Raw genomic sequence first — 26,675 nt, forward strand, 5'->3', positions numbered from 1 at the left:
GAGGTAAACCCGGACGCCATCCGTGTAGTGACTGAAACTGCGAGTCATTCGCATCCGTTGCGGTTCTACACAGGTCATGAGCAATGAAGTCCAGGGCAAAATCGGGTTCGGTCAAACAGTGGTTAGGCGTTTCGGCCTTGAGTTTTTCGGCATTGGCCCTGTTGCCGATGAGCGTGTCGCTGGGCGCTGAATCCGTCAGCAGTCAGCCACAAAAGCAGTTCAGTTTTTCCCTGGCCGCCAAGCCGTTGCCACAGGCCCTGAGTGATTTCAGTCGTGTCACCGGGCAGAGCGTGGTCTACACCGATGAAGCGCCTTACGGCCTGACCGCTCCAGCGATCAACGGCCAGATGAGTGCCGAACAGGCGCTGCAACGTCTGCTCACAGGCTCGGGCCTGACCTTCCGCCGCACCGACAGCCATACCCTGGCGCTAGAACCGCAACCGACTGCAGGCGCTCTGAACCTCGGCGCGACCACCATCACTTCGGTGGTCAACCAGTCGATGAGCTACCAGCCACCGGAAACCAGTTCGGTGATGCGCTCCTCCGCTTCGCTTCAGGAAATCCCCCAGACCGTCAATGTGATTCCGGCCCAGGTCATTCGCGATCAGGCACCGCGCAATCTTGATGATGCGCTGGCCAACGTCAGCGGTATCACCCAGGGCAACACCTTGGGCAGCACCCAGGATTCGGTGATGACCCGCGGCTTCGGTGACAACCGCAACGGCTCGATCATGCGCGACGGCATGCCGGTGGTGCAGGGCCGTGGCATGAACGCCACCGTGGATCGCGTCGAAGTGCTCAAGGGCCCGGCCTCGCTGCTCTACGGGATTCAGGACCCGGGCGGCGTGGTCAACATGGTCAGCAAGAAGCCTGAGTTGACCCAGTACAACGCGCTGACCCTGCGCGGCTCGACCTACGGCGACGGCAAGAATGGCAGCGGCGGCTCCTTCGACAGCACCGGTGCGCTGGGGGATTCCGGCCTCGCGTATCGCATGGTGCTGGACCATGAAGACGAAGATTACTGGCGCAACTTCGGCACGCATCGTGAAACACTGATCGCGCCGTCGCTGGCCTGGTACGGCCAGCGCACCAAGCTGTTGTTTGCCTATGAGCATCGCGAATTCCTCACCCCATTCGATCGTGGAACCCTGATCGATCCTCGCACCAACCATCCGCTGGACATCTCGCGCAACGAGCGTCTCGACGAGAAATTCAACGACATGGAAGGGCGCTCGGACCTCTATCACTTCGAGGCCGACCATGAACTCAACGATGACTGGAAAGCCCATTTCGGCTACAGCTGGAACCGCGAAACCTACGATGCCAGCCAGGTCCGCGTAACCGCGATCGACACCAAAAAAGGCACCCTGACCCGCAGCATGGACGGCACCCAGGGCGCGATCAGCACCGACCGTTTCACCACCGCCAGCCTCGAAGGCAAGGTCAACGTGCTGGGCATGCAGCATGATCTGGTGTTCGGCGTCGACGACGAGTACCGCAAGATCTACCGCGCCGACCTGATCCGCCAGAAAAGCCTGAGCACCTTCAGCTACGTCAACCCGGTCTACGGCCGCGAAGTCGAAGGCACCACCGTCAGCCCGGCGGACAGTGCGCAGACCGACGAACTGCGCAGCGATTCGGTGTTCCTTCAGGACTCGATCCACCTCAACGACCAGTGGATTCTGGTGGCTGGCGGGCGCTTCCAGGAGTACGACCAGTACGCCGGCAAAGGCGTGCCGTTCAAGGCCAACACCGACAGCAACGGCCAGAAGTGGGTACCGCGCGCCGGTCTGGTGTATCGCTACACCGACGCGTTGTCGTTCTACGGCAGCTACACCGAATCGTTCAAACCGAACTCGACCATCGCCCCGCTCAGCGGCAGCAGCACCGTGCTCGACGGCAGCATCGCACCGGAAGAGGCCAAGTCTTGGGAGCTGGGCGCACGCCTCGACATTCCGGGGCGTGTTACCGGCAACATCGCGCTGTTCGACATCAAGAAACGCAACGTGCTGGTGGCCAACGCCGAAGGCCCGACCACGATCTACAGCGCCGCCGGCGAAGTGCGTTCCCGTGGTCTGGAAGTCGATCTGACCGGCCAGCTCAGCGACCGCTGGAGCATGATCGGCAGCTACGCCTACACCGACGCCGAGGTCACGGAAGATCCCGACTACAGAGGCAACAAGCTGCAAAACGTGGCGAAGAACACCGGCTCGCTGTCGGCGGTCTACGACTTCGGCAGCGTGATCGGCGGCGATCAGCTTCGAGTCGGTGCCGGCGCGCGGTATGTCGGTGAACGAGCGGGTAACGCGGTGAATGATTTCGATCTGCCGAGCTACACCGTGGCCGATGCGTTCGCCACTTACGACACCAAGGTTGAAGGGCAGAAGGTCAAGTTCCAGCTCAACGTGAAGAACCTGTTCGACCGCACCTACTACACCTCGGCGGCGAGCCGGTTCTTCGTGTCGATGGGCGACTCGCGGCAGATTTCGTTGTCGAGCACGCTGGAGTTCTGATCAGCGCAAAAACGCCTGGCGATACTCGCCGGGCGTTCCACCCAGCACCTGGCGAAAGCGGTTGGTGAAGTGGCTGGCACTGGCAAATCCGCACGCCAGGGCAATCTCCCCCAACGGCAACGCCGTCCCCCGCAACAACTCCCGCGCCCGGCTCAAACGCCGCGCCAGCACATACTGATGCGGCGGCAAGCCGAAGCTCACCCGGAACATCCGCGCAAAGTGGTATTCCGACAACGCACACAACCCGGCCAGTTGCCCGAGACTGATCGGCTCGGCCAGTTGGCTGTCGATGAACTCCACCAGTTGCCGGCGCTGGTGCGGCGCCAATCCACCTTTCAGACGCAAGCCCTGACGCACGCCGACCTGGCTCAACAGGGTATGGCTGATCAATTCGTGCGCCAAGCTGCTGGTCAGCAAGCGCTCAGCAGGCTCGTCCCAGTTCAAGGTCAGTAGCTGGCGAAACCGTTGGGCCTGCTGCGGATCTTCGAGAAAAGTCTGTTCGCGCAGCTGCATTTCCCGAGGCTCGCGATCCAGCAGCGTGACGCAACCCAAGGCAAATTGTTCGGCGCTGAAGTACAGGTGAGCGAGGCGAATATCACCGTTGATGACCCAACCCGATTCGTGGTCGGCCGGCAGGATGCACAACTTGTCCGGGCCGCCCTTGTGGCCGGGTTCGCCACGGCGGAAGGTGCCGGTGCCGCCGGCGATGTAGCAGGAGAGGGTGTGATGGCTCGGCGCTTCGTATTCCTGGGCGTCGTGATGATTGGTCCACAAAGCTGCAGACAAGCCGTCACCCAACTCGGCGCTGTGCACAAGGCGTGCATTGGGCGAATTGTTGAGGGCTTGGAAGACTTGCAGGGTATCGATGGCGGCCATGGTCGGTTCTCTTCAACGCCTTGCATCCTACTCCGTAGATTTCGCGCTGCCAGCCTGCGCGCCGACAAAAGCGCAAGTTTATGCAAGCGAGGGGCGAGGGCGCAGGCGGACACTGAAAACCAATCGAGGAGTGTCTGCCATGAACCTGTCGTTGTATTTGTTGACCGTGCTGATCTGGGGCACCACCTGGATCGCCCTTAAATGGCAATTGGGTGTGGTGGCGATTCCGGTGTCGATCGTCTATCGCTTCGGTCTCGCGGCGCTGGTGTTGTTTGCGCTGTTGCTGCTCAGCCGTCGCCTGCAACCGATGAACCGGCGCGGGCATTTGATCTGCGTGGCGCAGGGTTTGTGCCTGTTTTGCGTCAACTTCATGTGTTTCCTGACCGCCAGCCAATGGATTCCCAGCGGTCTGGTGGCGGTGGTGTTTTCTACCGCAACGTTGTGGAACGCGCTGAATGCGCGGGTGTTCTTCGGCCAACGCATCGCGCGCAATGTGCTGATGGGCGGGGCGCTGGGGCTGGGCGGTCTGGGGCTGTTGTTCTGGCCGGAGCTGGCCGGGCATCACGCCACTCCGCAAACCCTGCTTGGCCTTGGTTTGGCACTTTGCGGCACCTTGTGTTTCTCGGCGGGCAACATGCTCTCGAGCCTGCAACAGAAGGCCGGTCTCAAACCGTTGACCACTAATGCGTGGGGCATGGCTTACGGCGCGGCGATGTTGTCGGTGTGGTGCCTGGTCAAAGGTATTCCGTTCGAGATGGAATGGACGTCACGTTACATCGGCGCGCTGCTGTATCTGGTCATCCCCGGTTCGGTGATCGGCTTCACCGCGTACCTGACGCTGGTCGGCCGCATGGGGCCGGAGCGCGCGGCTTATTGCACAGTGCTGTTCCCGGTGGTGGCGCTGAACGTATCGGCCTTTGCCGAAGGCTATCAATGGACAGCGCCGGCGCTGGCGGGGCTTGTGCTGGTGATGCTGGGCAATGTGTTGGTATTTCGTAAACCTAAACCCGTTATTGAAATGACCGCTAAACCCGCACATTGAATACTCAATTGTCGATTTTCATGACCAGAAATATTAGTGCCGGGAGTAAAAAGTCGACAATGCTTTGTGCCCAGGACATGGCGTTCCATTCTTTTGACTGGTCCATGTCGAACCATTCATTGCCTACGACTTGCAGGCAGAAATAATAAACAAACAGTGCTACCAGAAAACCCAGTACGGCGTATTTCTTGGCTTCGTGAAATTGCTGTTCCGATGAATTTATGTTTTTGGCAAGTTGATAGCCACCTAGCAGGCAGGCAGAAGTAAAAATCGTCTCGAGTGTCATGATCATCCAGTAGATCCGGTGATGCATGATTTCCGAGTTGATGGAGCGATATGTCAAATGACTGCCTGTCGTGTCCATGCTGAGGATATGGCCAAGGTAGATATAGTTGGAGTTGTAGTCGGTTGCATTGCTGTAAACGATCAGTGTGCCCAAAACACCCACCATGAGAACTATTGCTACTTTGCTTCTTCGAATCAATTGAGCTGTTGTCAGATTCGTCATTTGTTTTCTCCGTCAATTAAACCTGTCTCTTGGCAGGTTGTGACGGGATTCTATAGCTCGCGGAAGATAAACGGGCAAAGAGTCATTTTCAATTTGTGTAGCTTTTGAATGTGTGGCAATTAATTTGCTTGTTGGGTCGCTTATATAAAACAACTAAGGCTGGACAAACTTGTGTCCAGCCTTAGTTGTATTCAGTCTTTCCAGACTTGCGGATTGACCAGATCCTGCGGGCGCTCGCCGAGCAGGGCGCTGCGCAAGTTGGCCAGCGCACGGTTGGCCATGGCTTCGCGGGTTTCATTCGTAGCCGAGCCGATGTGCGGCAAAGTCACGGCGTTTTTCAGCTGAAACAGCGGAGATTCGCTCAGCGGTTCTTTTTCGTAGACGTCGAGGCCTGCACCGCGAATGCGGTTTTTCTGCAACGCTTCGATCAATGCCGGCTCGTCGACCACCGGGCCACGGGAGATGTTCACCAGAATGGCGTCAGGCTTCATCAGTGCCAGTTCGCGGTGGCTGATCAAGTGGCGGGTCTTTTCGCTGAGCGGTACTACCAGGCAGACGAAATCGGCTTCGGCCAGCAGTTGGTCAAGGCTGCGAAATTGCGCGCCGAGTTCCTGTTCCAGCTCGGTCTTGCGGCTGTTGCCACTGTAGATAATCGGCATGTTGAAGCCCAAGCGTCCGCGACGGGCGACAGCAGCGCCGATGTTGCCCATGCCGACGATGCCCAGGGTCTTGCCATGTACGTCGCAACCGAACAGTGGTGCGCCGACGCTGGCCTGCCATTGGCCGGCCTTGGTCCAGGCGTCCAGTTCGGCGACGCGGCGGGCGCTGCTCATGATGAGGGCGAAGGCCAGGTCCGCGGTGCTTTCGGTGAGGACGTCCGGGGTGTTGGTGAGCATGATCCCGCGTTCGTTGAAGTAGGCAAGGTCGTAGTTGTCGTAGCCGACGGAGACGCTGGAGACGACTTCAAGTTTTGCGGCGTTTTCCAGTTGGGCCTTGCCGAGTTTGCGACCGACGCCGATCAGGCCGTGGGCGTGGGGCAGGGCTTCGTTGAACTGGGTGTTGATGTCGCCGTTCTTTGGGTTGGGGACGATGACGTCGAAGTCCTGTTGCAGGCGTTCGATCATGGGGGGGGTGATGCGGCTGAAGGCGAGGACGGTTTTTTTCATTGAAGGAGAGCTCGTCGGGCGGCTGGATGCCAAGCAAGCTAACATTCTTGTCGAGGGTTAGGCGAGTGCCACTGAACCCCACCGCATCGTCAAAAGCGTTTTGAGAGAGCGGTGGGGTTCATTGGTTTGTGCTTCACTTACTTGGTCACATCACTCCATTGCGTGACTTTTGCGTTCCCGATCATTTGATGGGATTTACCTTCGCTCAAGATTGTGAAATTAAAACCTGCTTCAAAAATTCCGACTTCGATGTCGAAAGCTTCAACGGTCACATAGCCGATATTTTTGTCAGTGGCAAAATTTTTGGAGTAGGTTTCTCCGGTGTCATCCACCCATGTTTTTCTTAAGCTCAATGAAAGAGGAAATGCTGGATTCGGCAATTCGTAGCGTTTCACCTGAATGTCGCTCAGAAAAACGGTACTTAGTTCGTACCATTCCGTATCGCTGATTTTATGCTTGGCGAGTAAATAAATATTATTCATCGCGGATGCATGAAAAAAGAACGTAACGGGGCCCTTAAAATCTGCTAGTTCGAAATTATTGTGAATCTTAGCCGCCACTGTGCCAACGTCTGCAACTGTTTTGATATCAGCGAACATGGTAGTGCTCCTTCGAATGAGCTGTGAAATGACGTCACAGAGTTTCGATTCAAAGGAGTTTCTAGGCAACTGTCATAAATGACAGTTTTTTAGAATGAATTGCTATAGTCGGGCTACCATTTCAAGCCGTGTGGCCATGAATCAGTTGGCCACCCGCACCCCCGCCAGACTCCCACTCATCTCATAAGCCGCCAATTCCGCCTGATGCCCCGCCAATATTTCCGGCAACGACCCACGCAGGTATTCAACCCAGGTCTTGATCTTCGCATCCAGATACTGCCGCGACGGGTAGATCGCATAGAGGTTCAGTTCCTGCGAGCGGTAGTTGGGCATGACCCGTACCAGCGAGCCGTTGCGCAAGCCTTCAATCGCGGCGTACACCGGCAACACGCCCACACCCATCCCACTGGTGATCGCGCTTTTCATCGCGTCGGCGGAGTTCACCAGGAAGGGGGAGCTGTTGATGGTGACCATTTCCTGGCCGTCAGGGCCGTCGAAGGCCCATTTTTCCAAGGGGATCACCGGGCTCACCAGACGCAGGCAGGCGTGGTTCAGCAGGTCGCTGGGTTTTTGTGCGCAGCCGTTGGCTTTTACGTAGGCCGGGGAGGCGCAGACGATGCTGTAGGTGATGCCCAGGCGTTGCGAGACGAAGCCCGAGTCCGGCAGTTCGCGGGCCAGGACGATGGACACATCGTAGCCTTCGTCAAGCAGGTCCGGCACGCGGTTGGCCATGGTCAGGTCGAAGGTCACGTCCGGGTGGGTCTTGCGGTAGCGGGCGATGGCGTCGATCACGAAGTGCTGGCCGATGCCGGTCATGGTGTGCACTTTCAACTGTCCGGCCGGGCGGGCGTGGGCTTCGCTGGCTTCGGCTTCGGCCTCTTCGACGTAGGCGAGGATCTGCTCGCAGCGCAGCAGATAGCGCTTGCCGGCTTCGGTGAGGGCGATGCGCCGGGTCGTGCGGTTGAGCAGGCGGGTTTGCAGGTGGGCCTCAAGGTTGGAGACCGCGCGCGAGACGTTGGCGGTGGTGGTGTCGAGTTGCACGGCGGCGGCGGTGAAGCTGCCGGCTTCGGCCACACAACTGAAGGCGCGCATGTTTTGCAAAGTGTCCATGGGGTGCTCTCAAGGGAGATGGCAAATTGTGACACGAAGTTTCAGGGGCTGAGACCCCCGACCAAGGGATTATCTCGTTAACGGTAACAAAGATTCACAGGATTCCCAGCTTATCGCCGTAATGGCGCCCCCCTAGAATTGCGCCCACCTCGAAACATCTCCCACCTCAGGAATTCGCAGCAGTGCCGCGTCGCATCAACAGAGCGCTTTTGCCGCTCAGTGTTCTGGCTTTTACGTTAGTTCTCAGCGGCTGCATCGGAACCGGAGGGATTGCCCCGCAGGGCAAGGCTCTGGAGGCCAATGAACTGGCCACCGACGAGGCCATCGCCCACGCCGCCCGTGACGCAAACTGGCCCACCGCCCAATGGTGGCAAGCCTACGGCGACCCGCAACTCAACCGCTGGATCGACCTTGCCGTGCAAGGCAGTCCGACCCTGGCCATGGCTGCCGCGCGAGTGCGTCAGGCCCGGTCCATGGCCGGTGTCGCCGAAGCCGCCGAGTCGTTGCAGATCAATGGCGAGTCGACGCTCAAGCGTCACAACTGGCCGACCGATCAGTTCTACGGTCCCGGTGAGCTGGCCAACAGCACCACCTGGGACAACAATGCCGCGCTGGGTTTCAGTTACGCCCTCGACCTCTGGGGCCGTGAAAGCAACAGCACCGAACGGGCCGTCGATCTGGCGCACATGAGCGCTGCCGAGGCGCGTCAGGCGCAGCTCGAATTGCAGAACAACATCGTGCGCGCCTACATCGAGTTGTCGCTGCACTACGCGCAGCGCGACATCGTGGCGGCGACGCTCAAGCAGCAACAGCAGATTCTCGAGCTGGCGCAGAAACGCCTGAACGGCGGAATCGGCACGCACTTCGAAGTCAGCCAGGCCGAAACGCCGCTGCCGGAAACCCATCGGCAACTGGATGCGCTGGACGAAGAAATCGCCCTGAGCCGCAACCAGATCGCGGCATTGGCCGGCAAAGGCCCGGGCGCTGGCGCGCAGTTGCAGCGTCCGACCCTGTCATTGGGCGCGGCACTGAAGCTGCCTTCGGCATTGCCCGCCGAACTGCTCGGCCAGCGTCCCGACGTGGTCGCCAGTCGCTGGCAAGTGGCGGCGCAGGCGCGCGGGATCGAGGTCGCGCATGCCGGGTTCTATCCCAACGTCGATCTGGTCGGCAGCCTCGGCTACATGGCCACCGGCGGCGGGGCGCTGGAGTTTCTGACCGGCAAGAAGCTCAACTACAACGTCGGGCCGGCGATCTCCCTGCCGATCTTCGACGGCGGGCGACTGCGTGCCGAACTGGGTGAAGCTTCGGCGGGTTATGACATTGCCGTCGCGCATTACAACCAGACCCTGGTCAATGCGCTGAAGAACATCTCGGACCAGTTGATCCGCCGCGAGTCGATGGACAAGCAGCAGACGTTCGCCGCCGAGTCCGTGGCTACCGCGCAGAAGACTTACGACATCGCGATGATCGCCTACCAGCGCGGCCTCACCGATTACCTCAACGTGCTCAACGCCCAGACCCTGCTGTTCAAGCAGCAGCAGGTCGAGCAGCAGGTGCAGGCGGCGCGCTTGAGTGCCCATGCGGAGCTGGTGACAGCATTGGGCGGTGGCCTTGGCGCGGGTAAAGACGTACCAACGGCACAACAAACCCAGGCACCAAAAAAACCGGTTCTCCTTCGTTGAACACACAATCCCTGTGGGAGCGAGCTTGCTCGCGAAGCGGGAGTGTCAGCCAGCACACATGTCGGCTGATACACCGCATTCGCGAGCAGGCTCGCTCCCACAGGGGATGGGTCCGACCTGAAACTCATTGAGCACAATTGAATGACTCCCTTGCCCGCACCTTTGCGCTGGCTCTACTCCCTGGAATGGCGCCGGGGTTTCTTCGACTGGGCGCGCAGCGACGGCGTGACCTGGGTCTACATCTTCAAGGTGTTGATCGCCGCGTTCCTGACCCTGTGGCTGGCGATGCGCCTGGAACTGCCGCAACCGCGCACGGCGATGATCACCGTGTTCATCGTCATGCAGCCGCAGAGCGGCCAGGTGTTCGCCAAGAGTTTCTATCGCTTCCTCGGCACCCTGGCCGGGTCGGCGATGATGGTCACGCTGATTTCCCTGTTCGCCCAGAACACCGAACTGTTCCTCGGTTCGCTGGCAATCTGGGTCGGCATCTGCTCTGCCGGCGCCGCCCGCTGCCGCAACTTCCGCGCCTACGGTTTTGTGCTGGCCGGGTACACCGCCGCGATGGTCGGTCTGCCGGCGCTGGCGCATCCCGACGGCGCGTTCATGGCAGCGGTGTGGCGAGTGCTGGAAATTTCGCTGGGGATTCTCTGCTCGACCCTGGTCAGCGCCGCGATCCTGCCGCAAACCGCCAGCGCCGCGATGCGCAACGCCTTGTATCAGCGCTTCGGTGTGTTCGCGTTGTTTGTCACCGATGGCCTGCGCGGGCGCAGCAAACCGGAGTCGTTCGAGGCCAGCAACGTACGCTTCATCGCCGAAGCGGTGGGCCTGGAAGGGCTGCGCAGCGTGACCGTGTTCGAAGACCCGCACATGCGTCGGCGCAACGGTCGGCTCAGTCGCCTGAACAGCGAGTTCATGGGCATCACCACCCGTTTCAACGCCTTGCACCAGTTGCTCGAACGCCTGCGTCGCAATGGCGCCGACCATGTGGAAGCTGCGATCAAACCGGGCCTGCAGGACCTGGCCGAAGTGCTCGACGGCTTCAGCGGTCGCGCCCTGACCAGCCCGGACGCGGCGCGTCTGGTGCTGGCGCTGGCGGCGTACAAGGAAGGCTTGCCGGCGCGGGTGCGCAGCCTGCGGGCGCTCTTTCAGGAGAGCGAGCCGAGCGACGCCGAGCAGCTGGATTTCCACACCGCGTATGAGCTGCTTTATCGCTTCGTCGATGACTTGCACAGTTATGCACAGACCCACGCCTCGCTGGCCGATCACAGCCACGAACGCGAGCGCTGGGACGAACCGTTCACCCCGCAAACCAGTTGGTGGGCGGCGGCAGCTTCGGGGATTCGTGCTGCGTTCATTCTGGTCGTGCTTGGCAGTTACTGGGTCGCCACCGCGTGGCCGAGCGGCGCGACCATGACCCTGATCGCTGCCGCCACCGTGGGCCTGTCGGCGGCGACGCCAAACCCGAAACGCATGGCCTTCCAGATGGCTTGCGGCACATTCCTCGGGGCGTTGATCGGCTTCGTCGAGATGTTTTTCATCTTCCCGTGGATAGATGGTTTTCCGTTGCTGTGCATGATGCTCGCGCCGGTGATCGTGCTCGGCTCGTTCCTCGCTTCGCGACCGCAATACGCCGGCGTCGGCCTCGGTCTGCTGATCTTCTTCAGCACCGGTTCGGTGCCGGACAACCTGACGATCTACAACCCTTACACCTTCATCAACGACTACATCGCCATGGTCATGGGCATGCTGGTCTGCGCGGCGGCCGGCGCGATCATTCTGCCGCCGAACAGCCGCTGGTTGTGGCAGCGGCTTGAACAGGATTTGCGCGGGCAAGTGGTGTACGCGATCAGCGGCAAACTCAAGGGCCTGGCGTCGAGTTTCGAAAGCCGTACCCGCGACCTGATGCATCAGGCTTATGGCCTGGCGGCCGGTCAACCTCTGGTGCAGAAAAACCTGCTGCGCTGGATGTTCGTGGTGCTGGAAGTCGGTCACGCGATCATCGAGTTGCGCAAGGAACAGGCAATCCTGCCGGTGCATCCGGCGTATGCCGAATCGCAGCCATGGCGTCAGGCGATCCGGGTCATGGGGCGTTCGCTGGTGCGACTGTTCCTGCAACCGAATTCGAGCAATCTGGAACGCGCACTGGTCGCCGTCGATCACGCGATCAGCCGGGTCGCCGCCACTGACGAGCCGTTCGCACCGCACTTCGATACCTCGGCCCTGCGTCGGGTGAAAAGCTACCTGCACTTCATCCGCACCTCGTTGCTCGACCCGCAATCGCCACTCGCTGCCTACGCCATCGCCAAGCCCGAAGGACTTGCCCATGCCTCGTGAAATCGCCTTCCACGGCGTGTACATGCCGACCATGACCCTGATGTTTTTCGTCGCCGCGGCACTGGCCTGGGCGCTGGACCGGTTCCTCTCGGGGTTCGATCTGTACCGCTTCTTCTGGCACCCGGCGCTGCTGCGCCTGAGTCTGTTTACCTGTCTATTCGGCGCGATGGCGCTGACTGTCTACCGTTGAGAACGTTCTGATGAAAAAGTTTTTCAGCCTGCTCGCGACCCTGCTGGTGCTGGCCCTGGCGCTGTGGATCGGCCGCACGTTGTGGGAGCACTACATGAACACCCCGTGGACCCGCGACGGCCGGGTCCGTGCCGACATCATCAACGTCGCGGCCGACGTCACCGGTGAAGTGGTCGACGTGCCGGTCCGTGACAACCAGTTGGTGAAGAAAGGTGATCTGCTGATGCAGATCGACCCCGAGCACTATCGCCTCGCGGTGAAACAGGCGCAGTCGCTGGTGGCTTCGCGCAAGGCCACGTGGGAGATGCGCAAGGTCAACGCCCATCGCCGCGCCGACCTCGACAACCTGGTGATCTCCAAGGAAAACCGCGACGACGCCAGCAACATCGCCGACTCGGCACTGGCCGATTACCAACAGGCTCAGGCGCAACTGGAAGCCGCCGAACTCAACCTCAAACGTACCGAAGTGCGGGCGGCGGTGGACGGCTACGTGACCAACCTCAACGTCCATCGCGGCGATTACGCGCGCATCGGCGAAGCGAAAATGGCCGTGGTCGATATGAACTCGTTCTGGGTCTACGGCTTCTTCGAAGAAACCAAACTGCCCCACGTTCGTGTCGGCGATAAAGCCGACATGCAACTGATGAGCGGCGAAGTTCTGAAGGGCCACGTGGAGAGCATTTCCCGCGGCATCTACGACCGTGACAACCCGGAAAGCCGCGAGCTGATCGCCGATGTGAACCCGACCTTCAACTGGGTGCGGCTGGCGCAACGGGTGCCGGTGCGGATTCACATTGATGAAGTGCCGGAAGGTGTGCTGCTGGCGGCGGGGATTACCTGCACCGTGGTGGTGAAGCAGGACGCTGTGGATAACTGACAGACCGAGTCGCTGCAAATCGCGAGCAGGCTCGCTCCCACAGATATCACGGCGCCTGAACATCTTGAACGCGCCTCAATACCTGTGGGAGCGGGCATGCCCGCGATGGGGCCGACTCGGTCTCAGAGTTTCCCGCGCAAGCCGAAGCGCTTCATCAACGTCGACTCGAGCAGCCCTTTCGGCAGCAACGTCGCCAGCAACGGCAACGCCCGGCTGCCATTGCCGATGCGGATCAGCCGTGGTGGTTTGTTCTGCTGTACCGCCTTGAGCAACTCGGCGGCAAATTCGCTGGCCGGCGTTGGTTTGTCCTGCGAAGCCTTGGCCCGCGCCCGGATGCCTTCACGCAACGGAAACCACGGTGATTGTTCGTTGATCAGTTGTTCGGCCTCATGGCCGGCATTCTTGGCGAAGCTCGATTGAATCGCCCCCGGCTGCACTTCCAGCACGCGAATCCCGAACGGCGCCAGTTCCATGCGCAACGCATCGCTCAACGCGTGCACCGCGGCTTTCGACGCGCAATAGGCGCCGGCAAATGGCGTGACCAGCACCCCGGAAACACTACCAACATTCACCACCAGGCCCTTGGCCCGACGCAGTACCGGGAACAGCGCACGGGTCACGCCGACAATCGAAAACACGTTGGTTTCGAACTGGCGCTGCATGGCCGGAACACCGCCATCGAGCAGCGGCCCCATGGCGCCGTAACCGGCGTTGTTGATCAATACGTCGAGGCCGCCATGTTGCTGGTTGATCCGCTCGGCGAGTTGTTCCAGCGCTGCATTGTCATTGACGTCGAGCTGCACGGCCGTGAACCCGGCAGCGGCGAGTGCCGCGACATCTTCAGCCTTGCGCGCACTGGCCCAGACCTCGTAGCCGGCGCTTTTGAAGGCATCGGCGAGGGCGCGGCCGATGCCGCTGGAACAACCGGTAATCAACGCGACGGGCATGGCGCATTCCTTGTGCAAAAGAGTGGGAGAGGGGATCAGTCGGAGAAACTACCCTGCAATCGCTCGGCGCGAAACTCCAGGGTTTGCGGGCGATAACCGGGACGCAACGGCGGCATCGGCAGGCAGTCTTCCCAGTTGCCGCCGGGCTGCAGTTCGCCTGGGCCGCGATAGCGTGGGGCGGCGTATTGATTGTCGGCCAGGTTCACGGTGTCGCCCGGCGCGTACGCCGCAATGCGCCAGCGCAGTTCGGTCAGCGGCACGTCGTTGCCGTTGTTCATCTTGAGCAGCAGCGGGCGGTCGGCAGGGCAGTGTTCGGGGGCATAGACGATGCGCAGTTCCAGGCGCGCCAGTTGCTTGACTTCGCGGTTGTCCAGCCACACCACCCACATCGCCACCAGCCCGAGGCCGACGGCGGCGGCCATGGACACCGGCAAGGCCTTGGCCGGGTAGCGCAACAGCAGGATCAGCCAGGTGATGACCAGCAAGACGCCGATGAACATGTTCGAACGCTCCTTGAACTCGTGATGACCATCCTACCGAAGGGGCGCGGGAATGGACATTCACGGATTGAGCGCAGTGCCGTTGGTCGGGACTGTAATTTCTGACAGTAGCCGGATCAGCGCTGAGCCTGCTCAGATGCCAGAGCTACAAAGAACGCCGGTCGCGCGAGGATGCACGGTTAATGAGCTTGCATATCAATACGCCGAGGATGTCTGTGTTCGAGCCGCGCGGCTTAGAGGTTCGCACGGTCGACTATCATCGAGCCATCGAGAGCGGGACGGTAGAGTCCCGGATCAACCGCATCCTGCATGATTCTGCGGGGCGTGCGGTAAAACACTGGGACCCGCGGCTTTGGCTGTCGCAAGCCGGCGACCCGCTGACGCCGGCCAATCTGACGCAGGTGTTTGCTCTGGACGCCACGGTGATTCGTTCGGACAGTGTCGATGCCGGTACGCAAATCGAGTTGAAGGGACTCGCTGCACAAACGATGTTCAGTTGGGACAGCCGTCAGACGCAGCGCGAGATCGAGCACGACAATCTGTTGCGCCCCGTCGCGATATTCGAAGAGGGAAAGGGCGAGCCTCGGCGTTGTGTCGAGCGCCTGACCTACGGTCATCCCGGCAGCGGGGATCAGTCGCGTAACCAGTTCGGTCAACTGATTCGTCATGACCATCCAGCCGGCAGCGTGCTGTTCAGCGCGTTTGCAATCATCGGCTCATGCACTGAAGACACCCGCCACTTTACGCAGGAACCGCTGACACCCGACTGGCCGGAGCAGGAGGCGGATCGCCCGCAACTGTTGGAGCCTGGCGCTGGTGCGACATCGCAGTGGCGCCATGGTGCGCTGGGCGATGTGCTGGAGCAGACGGATGCCCGAGAGAACCGGCATACATTTGCGCTGACCGTCGATGGCCACTTGCACGAGCGCCGCTTGCGGTTGAAGGGGAAGCCTGAGCAGATCCTGGTTACTGACATTCGCTACAACGCGCAAGGCAATGTCACGCAGGAAACTGGTGGTAACGGTGTGCGCACCACCCGGATCTATCGCCCCGAAGACGATCGCCTGTTGGGCCTTCGGTCCGAAGATGCTAACGGTCTCGTGTTGCAACACCTGAGTTATGGATACGACAGGATGGGCAATGTCCTGAGTATCGAAGACAAGGCACTGCCGATCCGTTACTTTGCCAACCAGCGCATCGAGCCGGTCAGCCGCTTTGTCTACGACAGTCTTTACCAGTTGATCATGGCTTTCGGCTGGGAAGCCGGCACTGTCAGTCAGGGCCCGCAATCGATGGGGCGCATCGACCCTTCGGCGATCAGCAACTATCAGCAGACTTACGAATATGATCCCGGCGGCAACCTGCGCAACCTGATTCATGTCGGCCCGCAAAGTCATGGGCGCAAACTGCAACCGGCGAGTTTCAGCAACCGCTCTTTGCCCTACGTGAACGCCATTCCCGGCGATTCGGAAATCGAAGCTGCCTACGACCGCAGGGGCAACCTGTTGCAGCTGGAACCGGGGCGGATGCTGAGCTGGAACCTGCGTAACCAACTGCAATCGGTCAGCCCGGTGGAACGCGCCTCCGGGCTCAACGACCAGGAGGTCTATCTCTACGAGTCTGGCAGTCAGCGAGTACGCAAGATCCGCTCATTACGAACCAACGCCCGCACCCTGATTGCCGATGTGCGCTATTTGCCTGGACTGGAATTGCGCACCGTCAACGGTACCGGTGAACGGTTGCAGGTCATCATTGCCGACAACGCTCGAGTACAGCACTGGGAGAGCCCGCCGCCTTCGGGACTCAACGATCGGTATCGATACCAGCATGTCGATCACCTGGGGTCGGTCAGTCTGGAAACCGCCGATGACGGTGCGGTGATCAGCCGGGAAAGGTTTCACCCATACGGTACCAGTGCCTGGCAGGACGGCGAATTCAGCTACAAATACATCCGTTACTCGGGCAAGGAGCGTGATGCCAGCGGGCTTGATTACTACGGTTACCGCTACTACATCCCGTGGTTGCAGAAATGGAGCAATCCGGATCCGGCAGGTGTGGAGGCAGATGGCATCAATCTTTTCCGAATGGTGAGAAATAATCCGTTGACGTTTTTTGACGAGCAAGGCGAGGAATCAAAGTCCCATTCGGCGGTACGCACGGCCATCGAGATTTTTGAATCGTACAAGGACAATTACAGCGATACGGACAGAGTGAAGCCCTACACGATGATGAATGACATAACCGAAGGCAAGCTCAAGTTCAAAACTACAAAGGCACCACCTGCGGTGCTCGAAAAGACCAAAGACTTGAAATTTACCTTGCGTCATTACTCATACAACTTCGCGACGAAGGGCGCGGCACCGTCACATATGGACATCAAGTCAAACTTTTCTCTGGTCAACAGCAAATTGAAGGCGTTGGGTGGAAAAGGTGGCAATACCAGCGAAAAGGATTGGACCAAGGCTGGGAATATGGGATTCACCTTCTTTCTTTTATCCATAAACGGAGAAGTGAACGAGCGCAGATTTCTAGCGGGCATGACGCATTTTGCAGAGTATGACCTTGAGGACGACAATGCACTCAGGAGCGCCTTTGGTGACAGCTACGACAGCCTGGAGTTTTTTGCTTCTCCGGATGTACTAGATCCGAAGCACTCATCCGACTTGAGCGCAGTTCCGATGATCAAAGGCCGATTGAAAGAGTTGAAGGCATTGCTGATAGGCAATTCGGGAATCAGTCCCGTGCAGGTGGGAAGAATGAATGCACGGACAATGCTGGACAGTCTCGACAAGTCATTCCACGGAACGCTTGAAATCAAAACTCCTGGATCGGTAAAAGTCAGTACCTGGCATAAAAAAGTACAGGCCGGGGCTTCCAAGGCTGCATGAGCGTCAGCAAGAAGCCCCCGCCCAACCCGCTGCGGATAGGGGACGCAGCGGGCTGGACGGGGGCTTCTTGTTTTACGGAACGCTTACTGCGCGATGGTTTTCACCGACACGCCGCGTTCGATCGGGGTCGAGCGACCGTAGATGTCCTCGAAGCGCTCGATATCGTCTTCACCCAGGTACGAGCCCGACTGCACTTCGATGATTTCCAGCGGGATCTTGCCCGGGTTGCGCAGGCGATGCACCGAGGCGATCGGGATGTAGGTCGACTGGTTCTCGCAGAGCAGGAACACGTTCTCGTCGCAGGTCACTTCGGCGGTGCCGCTGACCACGATCCAGTGTTCGGCGCGGTGGTGGTGCATCTGCAGCGACAGGCACGCGCCCGGCTTGACCGTGATGTGCTTGACTTGGAAGCGACCGCCCATGTCCACCGAATCGTAGGAACCCCACGGACGGTAGACCTCGCAGTGGTTCTGGGTTTCGCTGCGGCCCTGCTCGTTGAGGGTGTTGACCATCTGCTTGACGCCTTGGACCTTGTCCTTGTGGGCGATCATCATGGCGTCCTTGGTTTCGACCACCACGATGTTTTCCAGACCGATCACCGACACCAGTTTGCCGTTGCCGTGGATCATGCAGTTCTTGCTGTCCTGGATCACCACGTCGCCCTTGCTGACGTTGCCGTTGGCGTCCTTCTCGTTGACTTCCCACAGCGACGACCAGCAACCGACATCGCTCCAGCCGGCAGTCAGCGGCACCACGCAGGCGCGCTGGGTTTTTTCCATCACCGAGTAGTCGATGGAGTTGTCCGGGCAGCAGGCGAAGGTGGCTTCGTCGAAGGTGATGGTGTCGTTGTCCTGAGCGCTGCGCTCAAGGGTCAGCAGGCAGGTGTCGTAGATGTCCGGATCGTGCTTTTTCAGCTCTTCGAGGAAGCGGCTGGCGCGGAACAGGAACATGCCGCTGTTCCAGTAGTAACCGCCGGACTCGACGTATTCGGTGGCGCGTTTGACGTCGGGTTTTTCGACGAAGTGCGAGACACGGCTGACGCCTTCCGGCAGCAGCGAATCGCCGGTGGACTTGATGTAGCCGTAACCGGTTTCCGGTTTGGTGGCCGGCACGCCGAACAGCACCATCTCGCCGTTTTCGGCGGCGACGGTGGCCAGGGCGAGGGCGCGTTGCAGGGCTTTCTGGTCTTCGAGAACGTGGTCCGCCGGCAGCACCAGCATCAGTTCGTCGCGACCTTCATTGACCAGCATCATCGCGGTCAGCGCCACAGCCGGCGCGGTGTTGCGGCCGAACGGTTCCATCAGGATGCGCTGGCATTCGAGGTTCCGGGTGCTCAACTGCTCGTTGACGATGAAGCGGTGATCCTTGTTGCAGACCACGATCGGGGTGTCCATGCCTTCGAACACCAGACGCTCGAGGGTTTGCTGGAACAGCGTGTGTTCGCCGGTCAGGGCGAGGAATTGCTTGGGAAACTGCTTGCGCGAAAGCGGCCAAAGACGTGAGCCGCTACCACCTGACAAGATCACCGGAATCATATTGTTTACTCCATAAAATCGATTGGGTCAGAGCCACGAACGTTGTGTCGTTTCACTCTTGTTGTTATTCCGTGCCGGGCAGCGACGGCTGCCCGGTTTCATGTGCTTAGCGGGTCGACACCGGGCGTTTCACCCAGACTGGCGACAGGTTGCTGCCGTTGCCGGTGACGTACAGCACGGCTGCTTCACCGCGCTCCAGGGCAACCGGCTTCACGTCGCCGACTTTCTTGTCGCCTTCGTACAGCGCGAGGCTGACTTTGACCGGGTTGATTTCACGCTCGCCACGGCCCTTGGCGGCCACGTTAGGCACCACGTCGGTCTTGCCGTCGGCGGTCTTCAGGGTCAGCGGCTTGTCGCTGAGGTTCTGCACGCGCACCAGGGATTTCTGCTTGTTCTTGAACGGTGGTTCTTCGATCAGCTGCGGCGCGCCGGAAGCGTTGTTGACCAGGGTGTAGTAGTGGTCACCGGCGAGTTTCACCGGCAGGGTCTGGCTGCCGACCTTGGCGCTGTAGTCGCCGCCCGGCATGAAGCTGAAGTCGCTGCTGGCCAGCGGCGCGACGTCGCTCAGATTGGTGCTGCCGACGGTGGCGCTGACTTCAGCGTTGCTGGCGTTGTAGACGCGCACGAAGGTCGAGCCTTTCGGTGCGGTCGGGCCGTACAGTGCAGCGTCGCCACCGGCGAAGGCCTGGACCGACAGTACGCTCAGGCCAGCAACCAGTGCGAAGCGTTTAGCGAGACGACGAGGAGTTGTAGTGAAAGTCATGGTGTACCTCTCTTTCAGTTTTGCGCCCGATCGGGCGTCTCGGATTTAGTGTTGATTGCTACGTTTTGTTGGCGCGCGCCGGCTTGTTTAAGCTCTGCGACCCACTGCGGGTCGGCGTCGCCGATTTCGTTGTTCACAGGCAGATATCGTTCAGGAAACTCCCAGATCAGCACCTGTGGCGGGCTGTTCTTGAAGTCGTCGCTTTTCAGGTAGCTGAGCATCGGCAGGATCGGGCCGTGGCCGTCTTCTGCGTAGTTGACGACGTCGCTGTGCAGCGCTTGCTTGAGCGCACCGACGAAGTTCCAGTTGGGGTTGGCGCTGTAGCTGGTGCCGATCAGCGCGACCGGCACTTCGCTGTTGGCGAACAATGCGTCGTCACCGGCAGGCTGCTCGGCGGCGGCCACGGTGTTGCGCTTTTGCAGCGGCTCTTGCGCCGGCATCAGGTTTTCGAACAGCGGATCCAGCGGCAGGAACAGACGCAAGTCGCCCTTGTGCGTGACCTTCTCCGCCGGGGTGGTGACGAAACGCTGCGGCTCGCCGCTGAGCGGGAACTTGTCAGCGATGGTCTTGGCCAGGGTGTTGGCGGCGATTTCCGCGCCTTCCGGGGTCCAGTGGGTGTCGGTGCGCAGGAACACTTGTTGACCGTTCTGCTTGGCGGCTTGCAGTGGGCCGAGCAGGTCGGGGGCGAGGATCTTGTCCGCCGCGACGCGAGCGTGGAAGTCCTGATAGAGGTTGGCGTGAATGCTCGCCGGTTTCACTTCACCCAGGTGCTCGGGGTACAGGCGAACCTTGGCCGGCACGATCGCCATCACCAGTTTCACGCCTTTCTCTTTCAGGGTCTGCCGCACGCCTTCGACCAGCGCGTAATTGCCTTGCAGGTTCAGCTCTTCGTTGACGATCGGGTTGAATTCCTCATCGCTGTACAACCACTGATCGCGACCGAGCACCACGCCCGGACGACCTTCGTTGAACAGTTTGAAATCCAGCGCGGCCCAGAGATTGGTGCCCAGGCGCTTGATCGGGAATTCATCGTCGTAGTGGGTTTCCACGGCTTTGGTCCAGCGGCCGTTGAGCACCGTCGCGTCGGCGTTGGTGCTGAAGCCGAAGAAGCTGCGCACCGACCACAGACCGAGCACCAGCAGGGTCACCAGAAACAGCGCGATGTAGAAGATGCGTAATGAGCGGGTCATGTCAGATCCCTCAGAACTGGAAGTAAAGGAACGGCGAGAAGCTTTGCGCCGAGAGTTTGAGAATCGAGGCGATGAACAGCAGCAGGATCAGTCCGCGCATCACGTAGCGCGACCAGTCCGCCGTCCAGTACGCCGGTTGCACCTGGGCGTCGACGCCGACGGTGTAGCCAGGCTCGTGGATGCTCGCCGGGTTTTCGCCCGGGGCTGCCTTGATCAGGCCCGGTTGCGCGCCGGCAGGGCCGTCGCTCTCGACGTTGACCGCAGGTTTGGTCTTCACCGGAGGCTGGTTGGTGTACAGATCACGCAGGCCGAAGAACGCCAGGGTCACGTAAGCCACCACCAGAGTCGCCACTTGCAGACCGGTGAGGCTGGCCTGGTTGAGTTCCGACAGCGACCAGTCGCCGAAGCTGAACATCGCGCTGTACATGCGGCCGGCAACGTGCAGGTTTTCGGCGCGGAAGATCACCCAGCCCATGACTACCAGCAGGAAGGTCAGCGCCCAGCGGATCGGGTTGAGGCTGCGCGGCGAAGTGTTGAGGCCCAGCGCTTTTTCAATCGCCAGCCACATGCCGTGCCACGCACCCCAGACGATGTAGGTGATGTTCGCGCCGTGCCACAGACCACCGAGCAGCATGGTCAGGAACAGGTTGCGATAGGTCATCAGCGTGCCTTTACGGTTACCGCCGAGGGTGATGTAGAGATAGTCACGCAGCCAGGTCGACAGGCTGATGTGCCAGCGGCGCCAGAACTCGGTGATCGACTGGCTGATGTACGGCTGCTTGAAGTTTTCCATGAAGCGGAAACCCATCATCAAGCCCAGGCCGATGGCCATGTCGCTGTAGCCGGAGAAGTCGAAATACAGCTGCGCGGTGTAGGCCAGCGCGCCGAGCCAGGCATCGCCCGTGGTCGGGTTTTGCAGGGCGAAGCAATGGTCGGCCACCACGGCGAGGGTGTCGGCGATGAAGACCTTCTTGATGAAACCCTGCATGAACCGCGTGCAGCCCTCGGAGAACTTGTCGAGGGTGTGGGTGCGGTTGTTGAACTGGTCGGCCAGGTCACGGAAACGCAGCACGGGACCGGCGATCAGGTGCGGGAAGATCGCCACGAACGCCGCGAAGTCGATCAGGTTGCGGGTGGCCGGGGTGTCGCCGCGGTAGACGTCAATGATGTAGCTGATCGACTCGAAGATGTAGAACGAGATACCGATCGGCAACAGCACGTGGGTCAGGATGAACGGCTCGAGACCGACCGACGTCATCATCGCGTTGATGCTGTCGACGCCGAAGTTGGCGTACTTGAAGTAGCCGAGGATGCACAGGTCCACCGCCACGCCGAGCAACAGCCAGCGCTGGGCCGGTTTGGTGCGCACGCCGGCGGCGCCGACTTTCAGGCCGATCCAGTAGTTCCACAGGGTGACGCCGGCGAACAGCGCCAGGAAGTCCACCCGCCACCACGCGTAGAACACGTAGCTGGCGATCAGCAGCAGCAGGTTGCGATAGCGTTGCCCGCTCAGGTAGTACAAGCCGAGAAAGATCGGCAAGAACAGAAACAGGAACACGTTGGATGAAAATACCATCCCGATCTCTCCATGTTTGAACCAACAGTCAAGGGCCAAAGCCCCCCCAAACCCCCCACAAAAATTCAGAGGGCGACATCACTTCACTGTGGGAGCGGGCTTGCTCGCGAAAGCGGAGTGTCAGTCGACATATTTTTTGAATGTCAGACCGCATTCGCGAGCAAGCCCGCTCCCACAGGGTTTATCGGTGTACTCAAGAGCCTTTGTTGCCCTTTTCATGGGATGGGTCATAAACCTTGGTCAAATCCCCGCCGAGGCGAAAGGTCTTGAACGGCTGCATCCCGTGCTTCTTCTCGATCACATCCGGCGAACAGGTGTAGAGGGTGCAGAACGGTTCGAGCCAGGCGAATTTCATGTCCTCTTTCAAATCGGTCATGTCCTGCTCTTTGCCGTTCTTCTTCTCGAAGTCCTCGGGATCTTTCACCCCGGCCAGCACCCGGTCACCCAGGCGTTTCAGTGCGCCGTTGTTTTCCTGACGCAGATCCACGCCGTTGACCTGGGCGAAACTGGCGATCATCGCCAGCGGCGGCAGGGCGTAGTTGTGATAGGCGAGGGCGCGTTGCTGGCGCTTGAGTTCGTTCGGCAGGTAACCGTCGGCATCGACCTGATTGACCCCGACCTTGTATTCCTTGACCGCCCAATCAAACAGGTCGCGGCGGTTGGTGGCGACCGATGTCGCCATCACCGACCACGCGGCCCAGTACGAGTGATTGTTGGTTTTTTCCAGTGGCAGGTTGTCCCAGTCGCTGACCACCTGATCGGCCATCTTGCTGAACCAGGCCTCGATCAACTGCGCTTCCTGCTGGTGCTGGGCCAGCGGATGGGAGTCGGAGAACTTCAGGCGAATGTACGAAGAGGCCATGCTGCCCAGCGCCCATTTGCGCATCGACTTGCCGGTGTGGTTGAAGTCTTTCGACATCAACGCATCGGCCTTGGCCCAGGTGGTGAGCCAGTTGAGCGTGCAATCGAGTTGTTCCGGACGACCGTCGCGCATGAACTGCATCACCCGTTTGGCGGTGCCGCGCTCCAGGGTGGTGATGTCTTTGGTGGTGTCGCGGAAGGCCTTTTCCGACTGCACGTTCAGCGTCGCGCGGGCCTTGTCCGAGCCTTCGTATTTGCTGCGAAATTGCAGCGGCCCGGTGTAGGGCGCCGGCATCGCGTCGCAGCCTTCGCTCTTGTCACCGGTCTTGAATTTATCCACAGGCGCAAAGTAGCCCTGAGGGGGACGCAGCGGCGCGGCGGCCTGCGCGGTGCCGGCGAAGATCGCCAGCCCGAGCAGCGTCGGCGCCAAAAGAGTTTTCAGTTTCGGATTTCGCATAGCAGACCTCATTGCCCGACCTGAGCGGTTTGTGGCCCAGCGCCCGGGAATACGTTGCGTTTGCAGATTTTCGCTTCGACTTTCTGTGGCGCGGTGCCCGCTTCCGGGCCCTGGACTTCGACCGCCAGCAGGTTTTGCGAGGCCCAGTCTTCGTCCGTGCGCAGCTCAAAGGCGAAACGACCGTCGGTGTCGGAGGTTTCCGGTTTCTCGATCTTGATGTCCTCGTGGCGACCGTTCATGTACCAGAGGGTGGCTTGCAGGGTTTTCACCGAGGTGTCGGCGAAGCGGATGTCGACCTGATGGCTGCTGTTCTGCAGGTTCAGGTTCTTGCTGTTGACCAGCAGTTCTTGTTTGCTGCCCGGCTTGAGCGTGGTGCTCGCGGACATTTGCGCGTCTTTGCCTTCGCAGCCGTTGTCGAGCAGGGACATCATTTGGCGATAGATGGTTTCCTGGTCGAGGCGGTACAGCGGCGAGAATTCCCAGATGAGAATCTTCGGTGGCGTCTTCTGGAATTCGTCGCTGCCCAGGTACTGCAACATCGAACCTTCCAGACCGCCGCCGGGGAACGCGACGTTGAGAATGTCGGCGCCGATGGCTTCTTCAAGGAAACCGGCGAAGTTGTAGTTCTTGCCACTGTGCGAAGTACCCACGAGGGTGATCTGCGGATTGCCGGAATCACCGAACAGGTCGCCGTCACCGGCCTCGCCTTTCGGCTCGGTGGTGAACTGGTCCATGTACTGGATCGCGTAACTGGTGCCGCACAGTTGCCCGGCCATGTTGTGCAGGGTGCCGGTCTTGCCCATGCGTCCGGAGCGTTTGGTTTCGAACTCACGCTTGGGAATGTCGGCGAAGGCCGGGATCTGCTTGACCTTCTCGGCGACGATTTTCGCCGTGCGCTGGGCACCGTACGGCGTCCAGTGCTGGTCACCGCGGAAGTAGAAGTCGTGGGCGGGCAGAGTGTCCGGCAGCGATTCGTTGGTCAGCGGCGACAGGTCCGGCACCACGTAACCCATCTTCGCGAAACGGCCGAGCATGGTCTTGTAGTTGCCCAGTGCTTTCTCGTAATCGAACGCGGCTTTTTCTGCCGGGTTGAGCTTGTTGCGGTTCACCAGGCCACGGGTCGGCTGGTAGACGATCACCAGTTCGACGCCTTTGGCCTTGAACGCATCGTGCAGCTGTTGCAGGCGTTTGTAGCCGGCCGGGGTGGTGTTGAACTCGGTGCGCAAATCTTCCTGGGTCCGGAACAGCCAGTCGCCCTGCGCCTGCACCAGAGTGGTGAAGTTCTGCTGATAGCGGGTGGTGTAGTTCTTCGCGTCGTGGGCGGCCGGGCACAGGCTGCAGCAAGGTTCGGCCGTGAATTTCGGCGGCTGGACTTCATCGGCGCGGGCGCCGTTGCTGGCCGCCAGGATGCCCACGGTCAGGGCCGACAGGCTGAGTAATTTGATCAGGTGTGGGTGCATAAAATTATCCTCAGTCCTGCAATTCGGTCTGGCGTTCGACAGGGTCGATCAGCACGGCTTTCTGCTGGCGCACCAGCAGGTCGAGAATTTCATCCTGGCGCTCGCCGAGGATGCCGTTGAAGCTGATGCCGCTGGATTTGGTCGGCGCCAGCATCGACACGCGATACAGCTCGACACTCAGGGGCGAATCGATCGACAGCGGGCCGCTGCCGTTGGCCGCCAGTTCACCGCCGACCACGATCAGCGAGACCTGGGCGTCGAACGGGTCGAGCTTGATGTCACGGTCGGTGTCGGTCAGGTCCTTGATGTGCCCGTAGACGCCGGTCAGGCCGTTGGCCATGGCGACGTTTTCGTAGAGGCGGATGTTCACGCTGTTACGAATGCGGATGCCGTGGCGCTTGTTGCTGATGACCTTGTTGCCCCACAGCAGGTTGTCGGCGGACTCGTAGAGGGTGATGCCGTCCGTGTGGTTCTTGTAGATCTCGTTGTAGGCAATGATGTTGTTGACGCTGTTACGGTCGATCACCAGCCCCGAGAGGTGGTTGTCGTAGCTTTTGTTGTTGAAGATGAAGCTGTCGTTGACCTCACGGGAAATGATGATCCCGTGCTTCTTCTTCGTGCCGTACACCGTGTTCTCGGCAATGATCAGACCGTGGGAACGGTCGTGCGGGTCGATGCCGTAGACGATGTTGTCCTTGTAGGTGTTGCCCTTGACCACGAAGTCGCGGGTCTCGTAGCAGTAGAAGCCGTACCACATGTCCGAGAACTCGGAGCCGACGATCCAGCCGGTCGGCTCGGGACGCTTGAGCACCTTGGCCATGTTCGGCGTGTACTGGGAAATACTCACGCCGTAGGACTTACTGTTGGCGTAGCCGAAGCTGGCCATCTTGCTGTTGACGATGTAGGTCTCGGTGCCACCCCAGGCCAGCAGGAACGGGCGGAATTCCTTCGGCGAACGGAAGGTTGCCGGGCCGTTTTCCTTCTCGCGCCAGCCGGTGACCTTGGTGTCACGCACGAACAGCTGGCCGTCGTTGACCAGGAACGAACCGGCCTCCTGGGACAGGCGCAATTCCTGGGTCTGGCCGTCGATTTCGAGGATGCCTTTGCGGCCGACCACGATAGGCAACTTCGCCAGATACACGCCCGGCGAGGTTTCGCTGAAGTACTGCTTGGGCAGTTTCTTCGCCAGTTCTTTCAGGTTCATGTAGCCGTCGTCGACGAAGATCGCCTGCGGGATGCCGTGCTGACGCACCACCCATTCGGCCATCTTGTTGTCGCCGCCGATGAAGTCCTTCAGGGCGTCTTCCTGCATCATCCGGCGCACGCTGATCTTGCCCGGTTTGCTGCGCACGATTTTCGCGGCGGCGGCTTCGGCGGTGTAGCCGGAGAGGTCGGGCAATTTCGGCTTGGCCAGTTCCAGCGCTTCGGTCGGCGCGCTGCTGACGGTGTAGGTCTTGGCCTGTTGCAGCTCCTTCGCGGTGGTCACCGGCTTGGCCGGTTCCACGTTGGCGAAGGCGCCAGCCGAGGCCAGCAGCATCGCGCCGGCCAGCAGGCTGAGTGAGCCTTTGCGGGCACTGTTCATGTCGGGCACTCCCTTGGCG

Annotated in this window: 21 protein-coding genes; 7 read left to right on the plus strand and 14 right to left on the minus strand. The window is 60.2% G+C overall.

Annotation, left to right across the window (positions count from 1 at the left end):
• The first annotated feature begins 83 nt into the window (after positions 1-83).
• A complete protein-coding gene (locus LOY31_RS04810; protein ID WP_085608123.1) occupies positions 84-2,513 on the plus strand; it encodes a TonB-dependent receptor in 2,430 nt (809 codons plus the stop codon).
• Here the strand turns inward: LOY31_RS04810 and LOY31_RS04815 are convergent, their stop codons facing one another.
• The gene (locus LOY31_RS04815; protein WP_007957281.1) at positions 2,514-3,389 is read right to left on the minus strand and encodes an AraC family transcriptional regulator; all 876 of its coding nucleotides are present in this window, start codon (positions 3,387-3,389) and stop codon (positions 2,514-2,516) included.
• Between the two features lie 139 nt (positions 3,390-3,528).
• On the opposite strand from LOY31_RS04815, the gene LOY31_RS04820 reads away from it, so the two are divergent.
• Complete coding sequence (locus tag LOY31_RS04820) at positions 3,529-4,431, plus strand: DMT family transporter (protein ID WP_221533421.1); 903 nt, start codon at positions 3,529-3,531, stop codon at positions 4,429-4,431.
• A 4-nt stretch (positions 4,432-4,435) separates the two neighbouring features.
• Here the strand turns inward: LOY31_RS04820 and LOY31_RS04825 are convergent, their stop codons facing one another.
• From LOY31_RS04825 to LOY31_RS04840, 4 genes are all read right to left on the minus strand, one after another.
• Entirely contained in the window at positions 4,436-4,939 is a 504-nt protein-coding gene (locus tag LOY31_RS04825) for a DUF2165 domain-containing protein (RefSeq protein ID WP_007957290.1), read from the minus strand.
• 191 nt (positions 4,940-5,130) lie between these two features.
• Positions 5,131-6,105 (minus strand): D-glycerate dehydrogenase, encoded by a 975-nt coding sequence (locus LOY31_RS04830; protein ID WP_085608125.1) that lies wholly within the window; start codon positions 6,103-6,105, stop codon positions 5,131-5,133.
• Between the two features lie 137 nt (positions 6,106-6,242).
• On the minus strand, positions 6,243-6,704 hold the full coding sequence (locus LOY31_RS04835) for a hypothetical protein (RefSeq protein WP_085608126.1): 462 nt from the start codon (positions 6,702-6,704) through the stop codon (positions 6,243-6,245).
• A gap of 141 nt (positions 6,705-6,845) precedes the next feature.
• Positions 6,846-7,814, minus strand: coding sequence for a LysR family transcriptional regulator (locus tag LOY31_RS04840; RefSeq protein ID WP_085608127.1), 969 nt, complete (start codon positions 7,812-7,814; stop codon positions 6,846-6,848).
• 182 nt (positions 7,815-7,996) lie between these two features.
• Here LOY31_RS04840 and LOY31_RS04845 point away from each other — a divergent pair, with 182 nt between their 5' ends.
• The 4 genes from LOY31_RS04845 (at position 7,997) to LOY31_RS04860 (ending at position 12,897) form a co-directional block, all read left to right on the plus strand.
• Entirely contained in the window at positions 7,997-9,496 is a 1,500-nt protein-coding gene (locus tag LOY31_RS04845) for an efflux transporter outer membrane subunit (RefSeq protein ID WP_221533423.1), read from the plus strand.
• A gap of 141 nt (positions 9,497-9,637) precedes the next feature.
• The gene (locus LOY31_RS04850) at positions 9,638-11,830 is read left to right on the plus strand and encodes an FUSC family protein (protein ID WP_221533424.1); all 2,193 of its coding nucleotides are present in this window, start codon (positions 9,638-9,640) and stop codon (positions 11,828-11,830) included.
• Positions 11,820-12,020, plus strand: a complete 201-nt coding sequence (locus LOY31_RS04855) for a DUF1656 domain-containing protein (RefSeq protein ID WP_003221811.1) — start codon at positions 11,820-11,822, stop codon at positions 12,018-12,020. Before LOY31_RS04850 ends, LOY31_RS04855 begins: the two co-directional genes overlap by 11 nt.
• 10 nt (positions 12,021-12,030) lie before the next feature.
• Positions 12,031-12,897, plus strand: coding sequence for an HlyD family secretion protein (locus LOY31_RS04860; protein WP_085611394.1), 867 nt, complete (start codon positions 12,031-12,033; stop codon positions 12,895-12,897).
• A gap of 122 nt (positions 12,898-13,019) precedes the next feature.
• Here LOY31_RS04860 and LOY31_RS04865 read toward each other — a convergent pair whose 3' ends face one another.
• Both LOY31_RS04865 and LOY31_RS04870 read right to left on the minus strand, forming a co-directional pair.
• A complete protein-coding gene (locus LOY31_RS04865) occupies positions 13,020-13,844 on the minus strand; it encodes an SDR family oxidoreductase (RefSeq protein WP_085608131.1) in 825 nt (274 codons plus the stop codon).
• 35 nt (positions 13,845-13,879) lie between these two features.
• Positions 13,880-14,344 (minus strand): hypothetical protein, encoded by a 465-nt coding sequence (locus tag LOY31_RS04870; RefSeq protein ID WP_007957299.1) that lies wholly within the window; start codon positions 14,342-14,344, stop codon positions 13,880-13,882.
• Positions 14,345-14,526: 182 nt separating this feature from the next.
• Between LOY31_RS04870 and LOY31_RS04875 the strand changes: the two genes are divergently transcribed.
• Positions 14,527-17,232: an RHS repeat domain-containing protein gene (locus tag LOY31_RS04875; protein ID WP_085608132.1), complete on the plus strand. Its 2,706-nt coding sequence runs from the start codon at positions 14,527-14,529 to the stop codon at positions 17,230-17,232.
• 83 nt (positions 17,233-17,315) lie between these two features.
• Here LOY31_RS04875 and LOY31_RS04880 read toward each other — a convergent pair whose 3' ends face one another.
• The 7 genes from LOY31_RS04880 to algG form a co-directional block, all read right to left on the minus strand.
• Positions 17,316-18,767 carry a mannose-1-phosphate guanylyltransferase/mannose-6-phosphate isomerase gene (locus LOY31_RS04880; protein WP_085608133.1) on the minus strand — a complete coding sequence of 484 codons (1,452 nt, stop codon included), beginning with the start codon at positions 18,765-18,767 and terminating at the stop codon, positions 17,316-17,318.
• A 106-nt stretch (positions 18,768-18,873) separates the two neighbouring features.
• Positions 18,874-19,530 carry an alginate O-acetyltransferase AlgF gene (locus tag LOY31_RS04885; protein WP_085608134.1) on the minus strand — a complete coding sequence of 219 codons (657 nt, stop codon included), beginning with the start codon at positions 19,528-19,530 and terminating at the stop codon, positions 18,874-18,876.
• A 14-nt stretch (positions 19,531-19,544) separates the two neighbouring features.
• Complete coding sequence (locus LOY31_RS04890; RefSeq protein ID WP_007957303.1) at positions 19,545-20,720, minus strand: alginate O-acetyltransferase; 1,176 nt, start codon at positions 20,718-20,720, stop codon at positions 19,545-19,547.
• Between the two features lie 10 nt (positions 20,721-20,730).
• Positions 20,731-22,296, minus strand: a complete 1,566-nt coding sequence (locus LOY31_RS04895; protein WP_258712918.1) for an MBOAT family protein — start codon at positions 22,294-22,296, stop codon at positions 20,731-20,733.
• Positions 22,297-22,489: 193 nt separating this feature from the next.
• Positions 22,490-23,614 carry a mannuronate-specific alginate lyase gene (locus LOY31_RS04900; RefSeq protein ID WP_085608136.1) on the minus strand — a complete coding sequence of 375 codons (1,125 nt, stop codon included), beginning with the start codon at positions 23,612-23,614 and terminating at the stop codon, positions 22,490-22,492.
• A gap of 8 nt (positions 23,615-23,622) precedes the next feature.
• Positions 23,623-25,074, minus strand: a complete 1,452-nt coding sequence (locus LOY31_RS04905) for an alginate O-acetyltransferase (RefSeq protein ID WP_127796980.1) — start codon at positions 25,072-25,074, stop codon at positions 23,623-23,625.
• Positions 25,075-25,084: 10 nt separating this feature from the next.
• Positions 25,085-26,656 (minus strand): mannuronan 5-epimerase AlgG, encoded by a 1,572-nt coding sequence (algG, locus tag LOY31_RS04910; protein WP_258712919.1) that lies wholly within the window; start codon positions 26,654-26,656, stop codon positions 25,085-25,087.
• Between the last annotated feature and the right edge of the window lie 19 nt (positions 26,657-26,675).

This window comes from Pseudomonas sp. B21-021, from assembly GCF_024749205.1.
Taxonomy (GTDB): Bacteria; Pseudomonadota; Gammaproteobacteria; order Pseudomonadales; family Pseudomonadaceae; genus Aquipseudomonas; species Aquipseudomonas paraglycinae.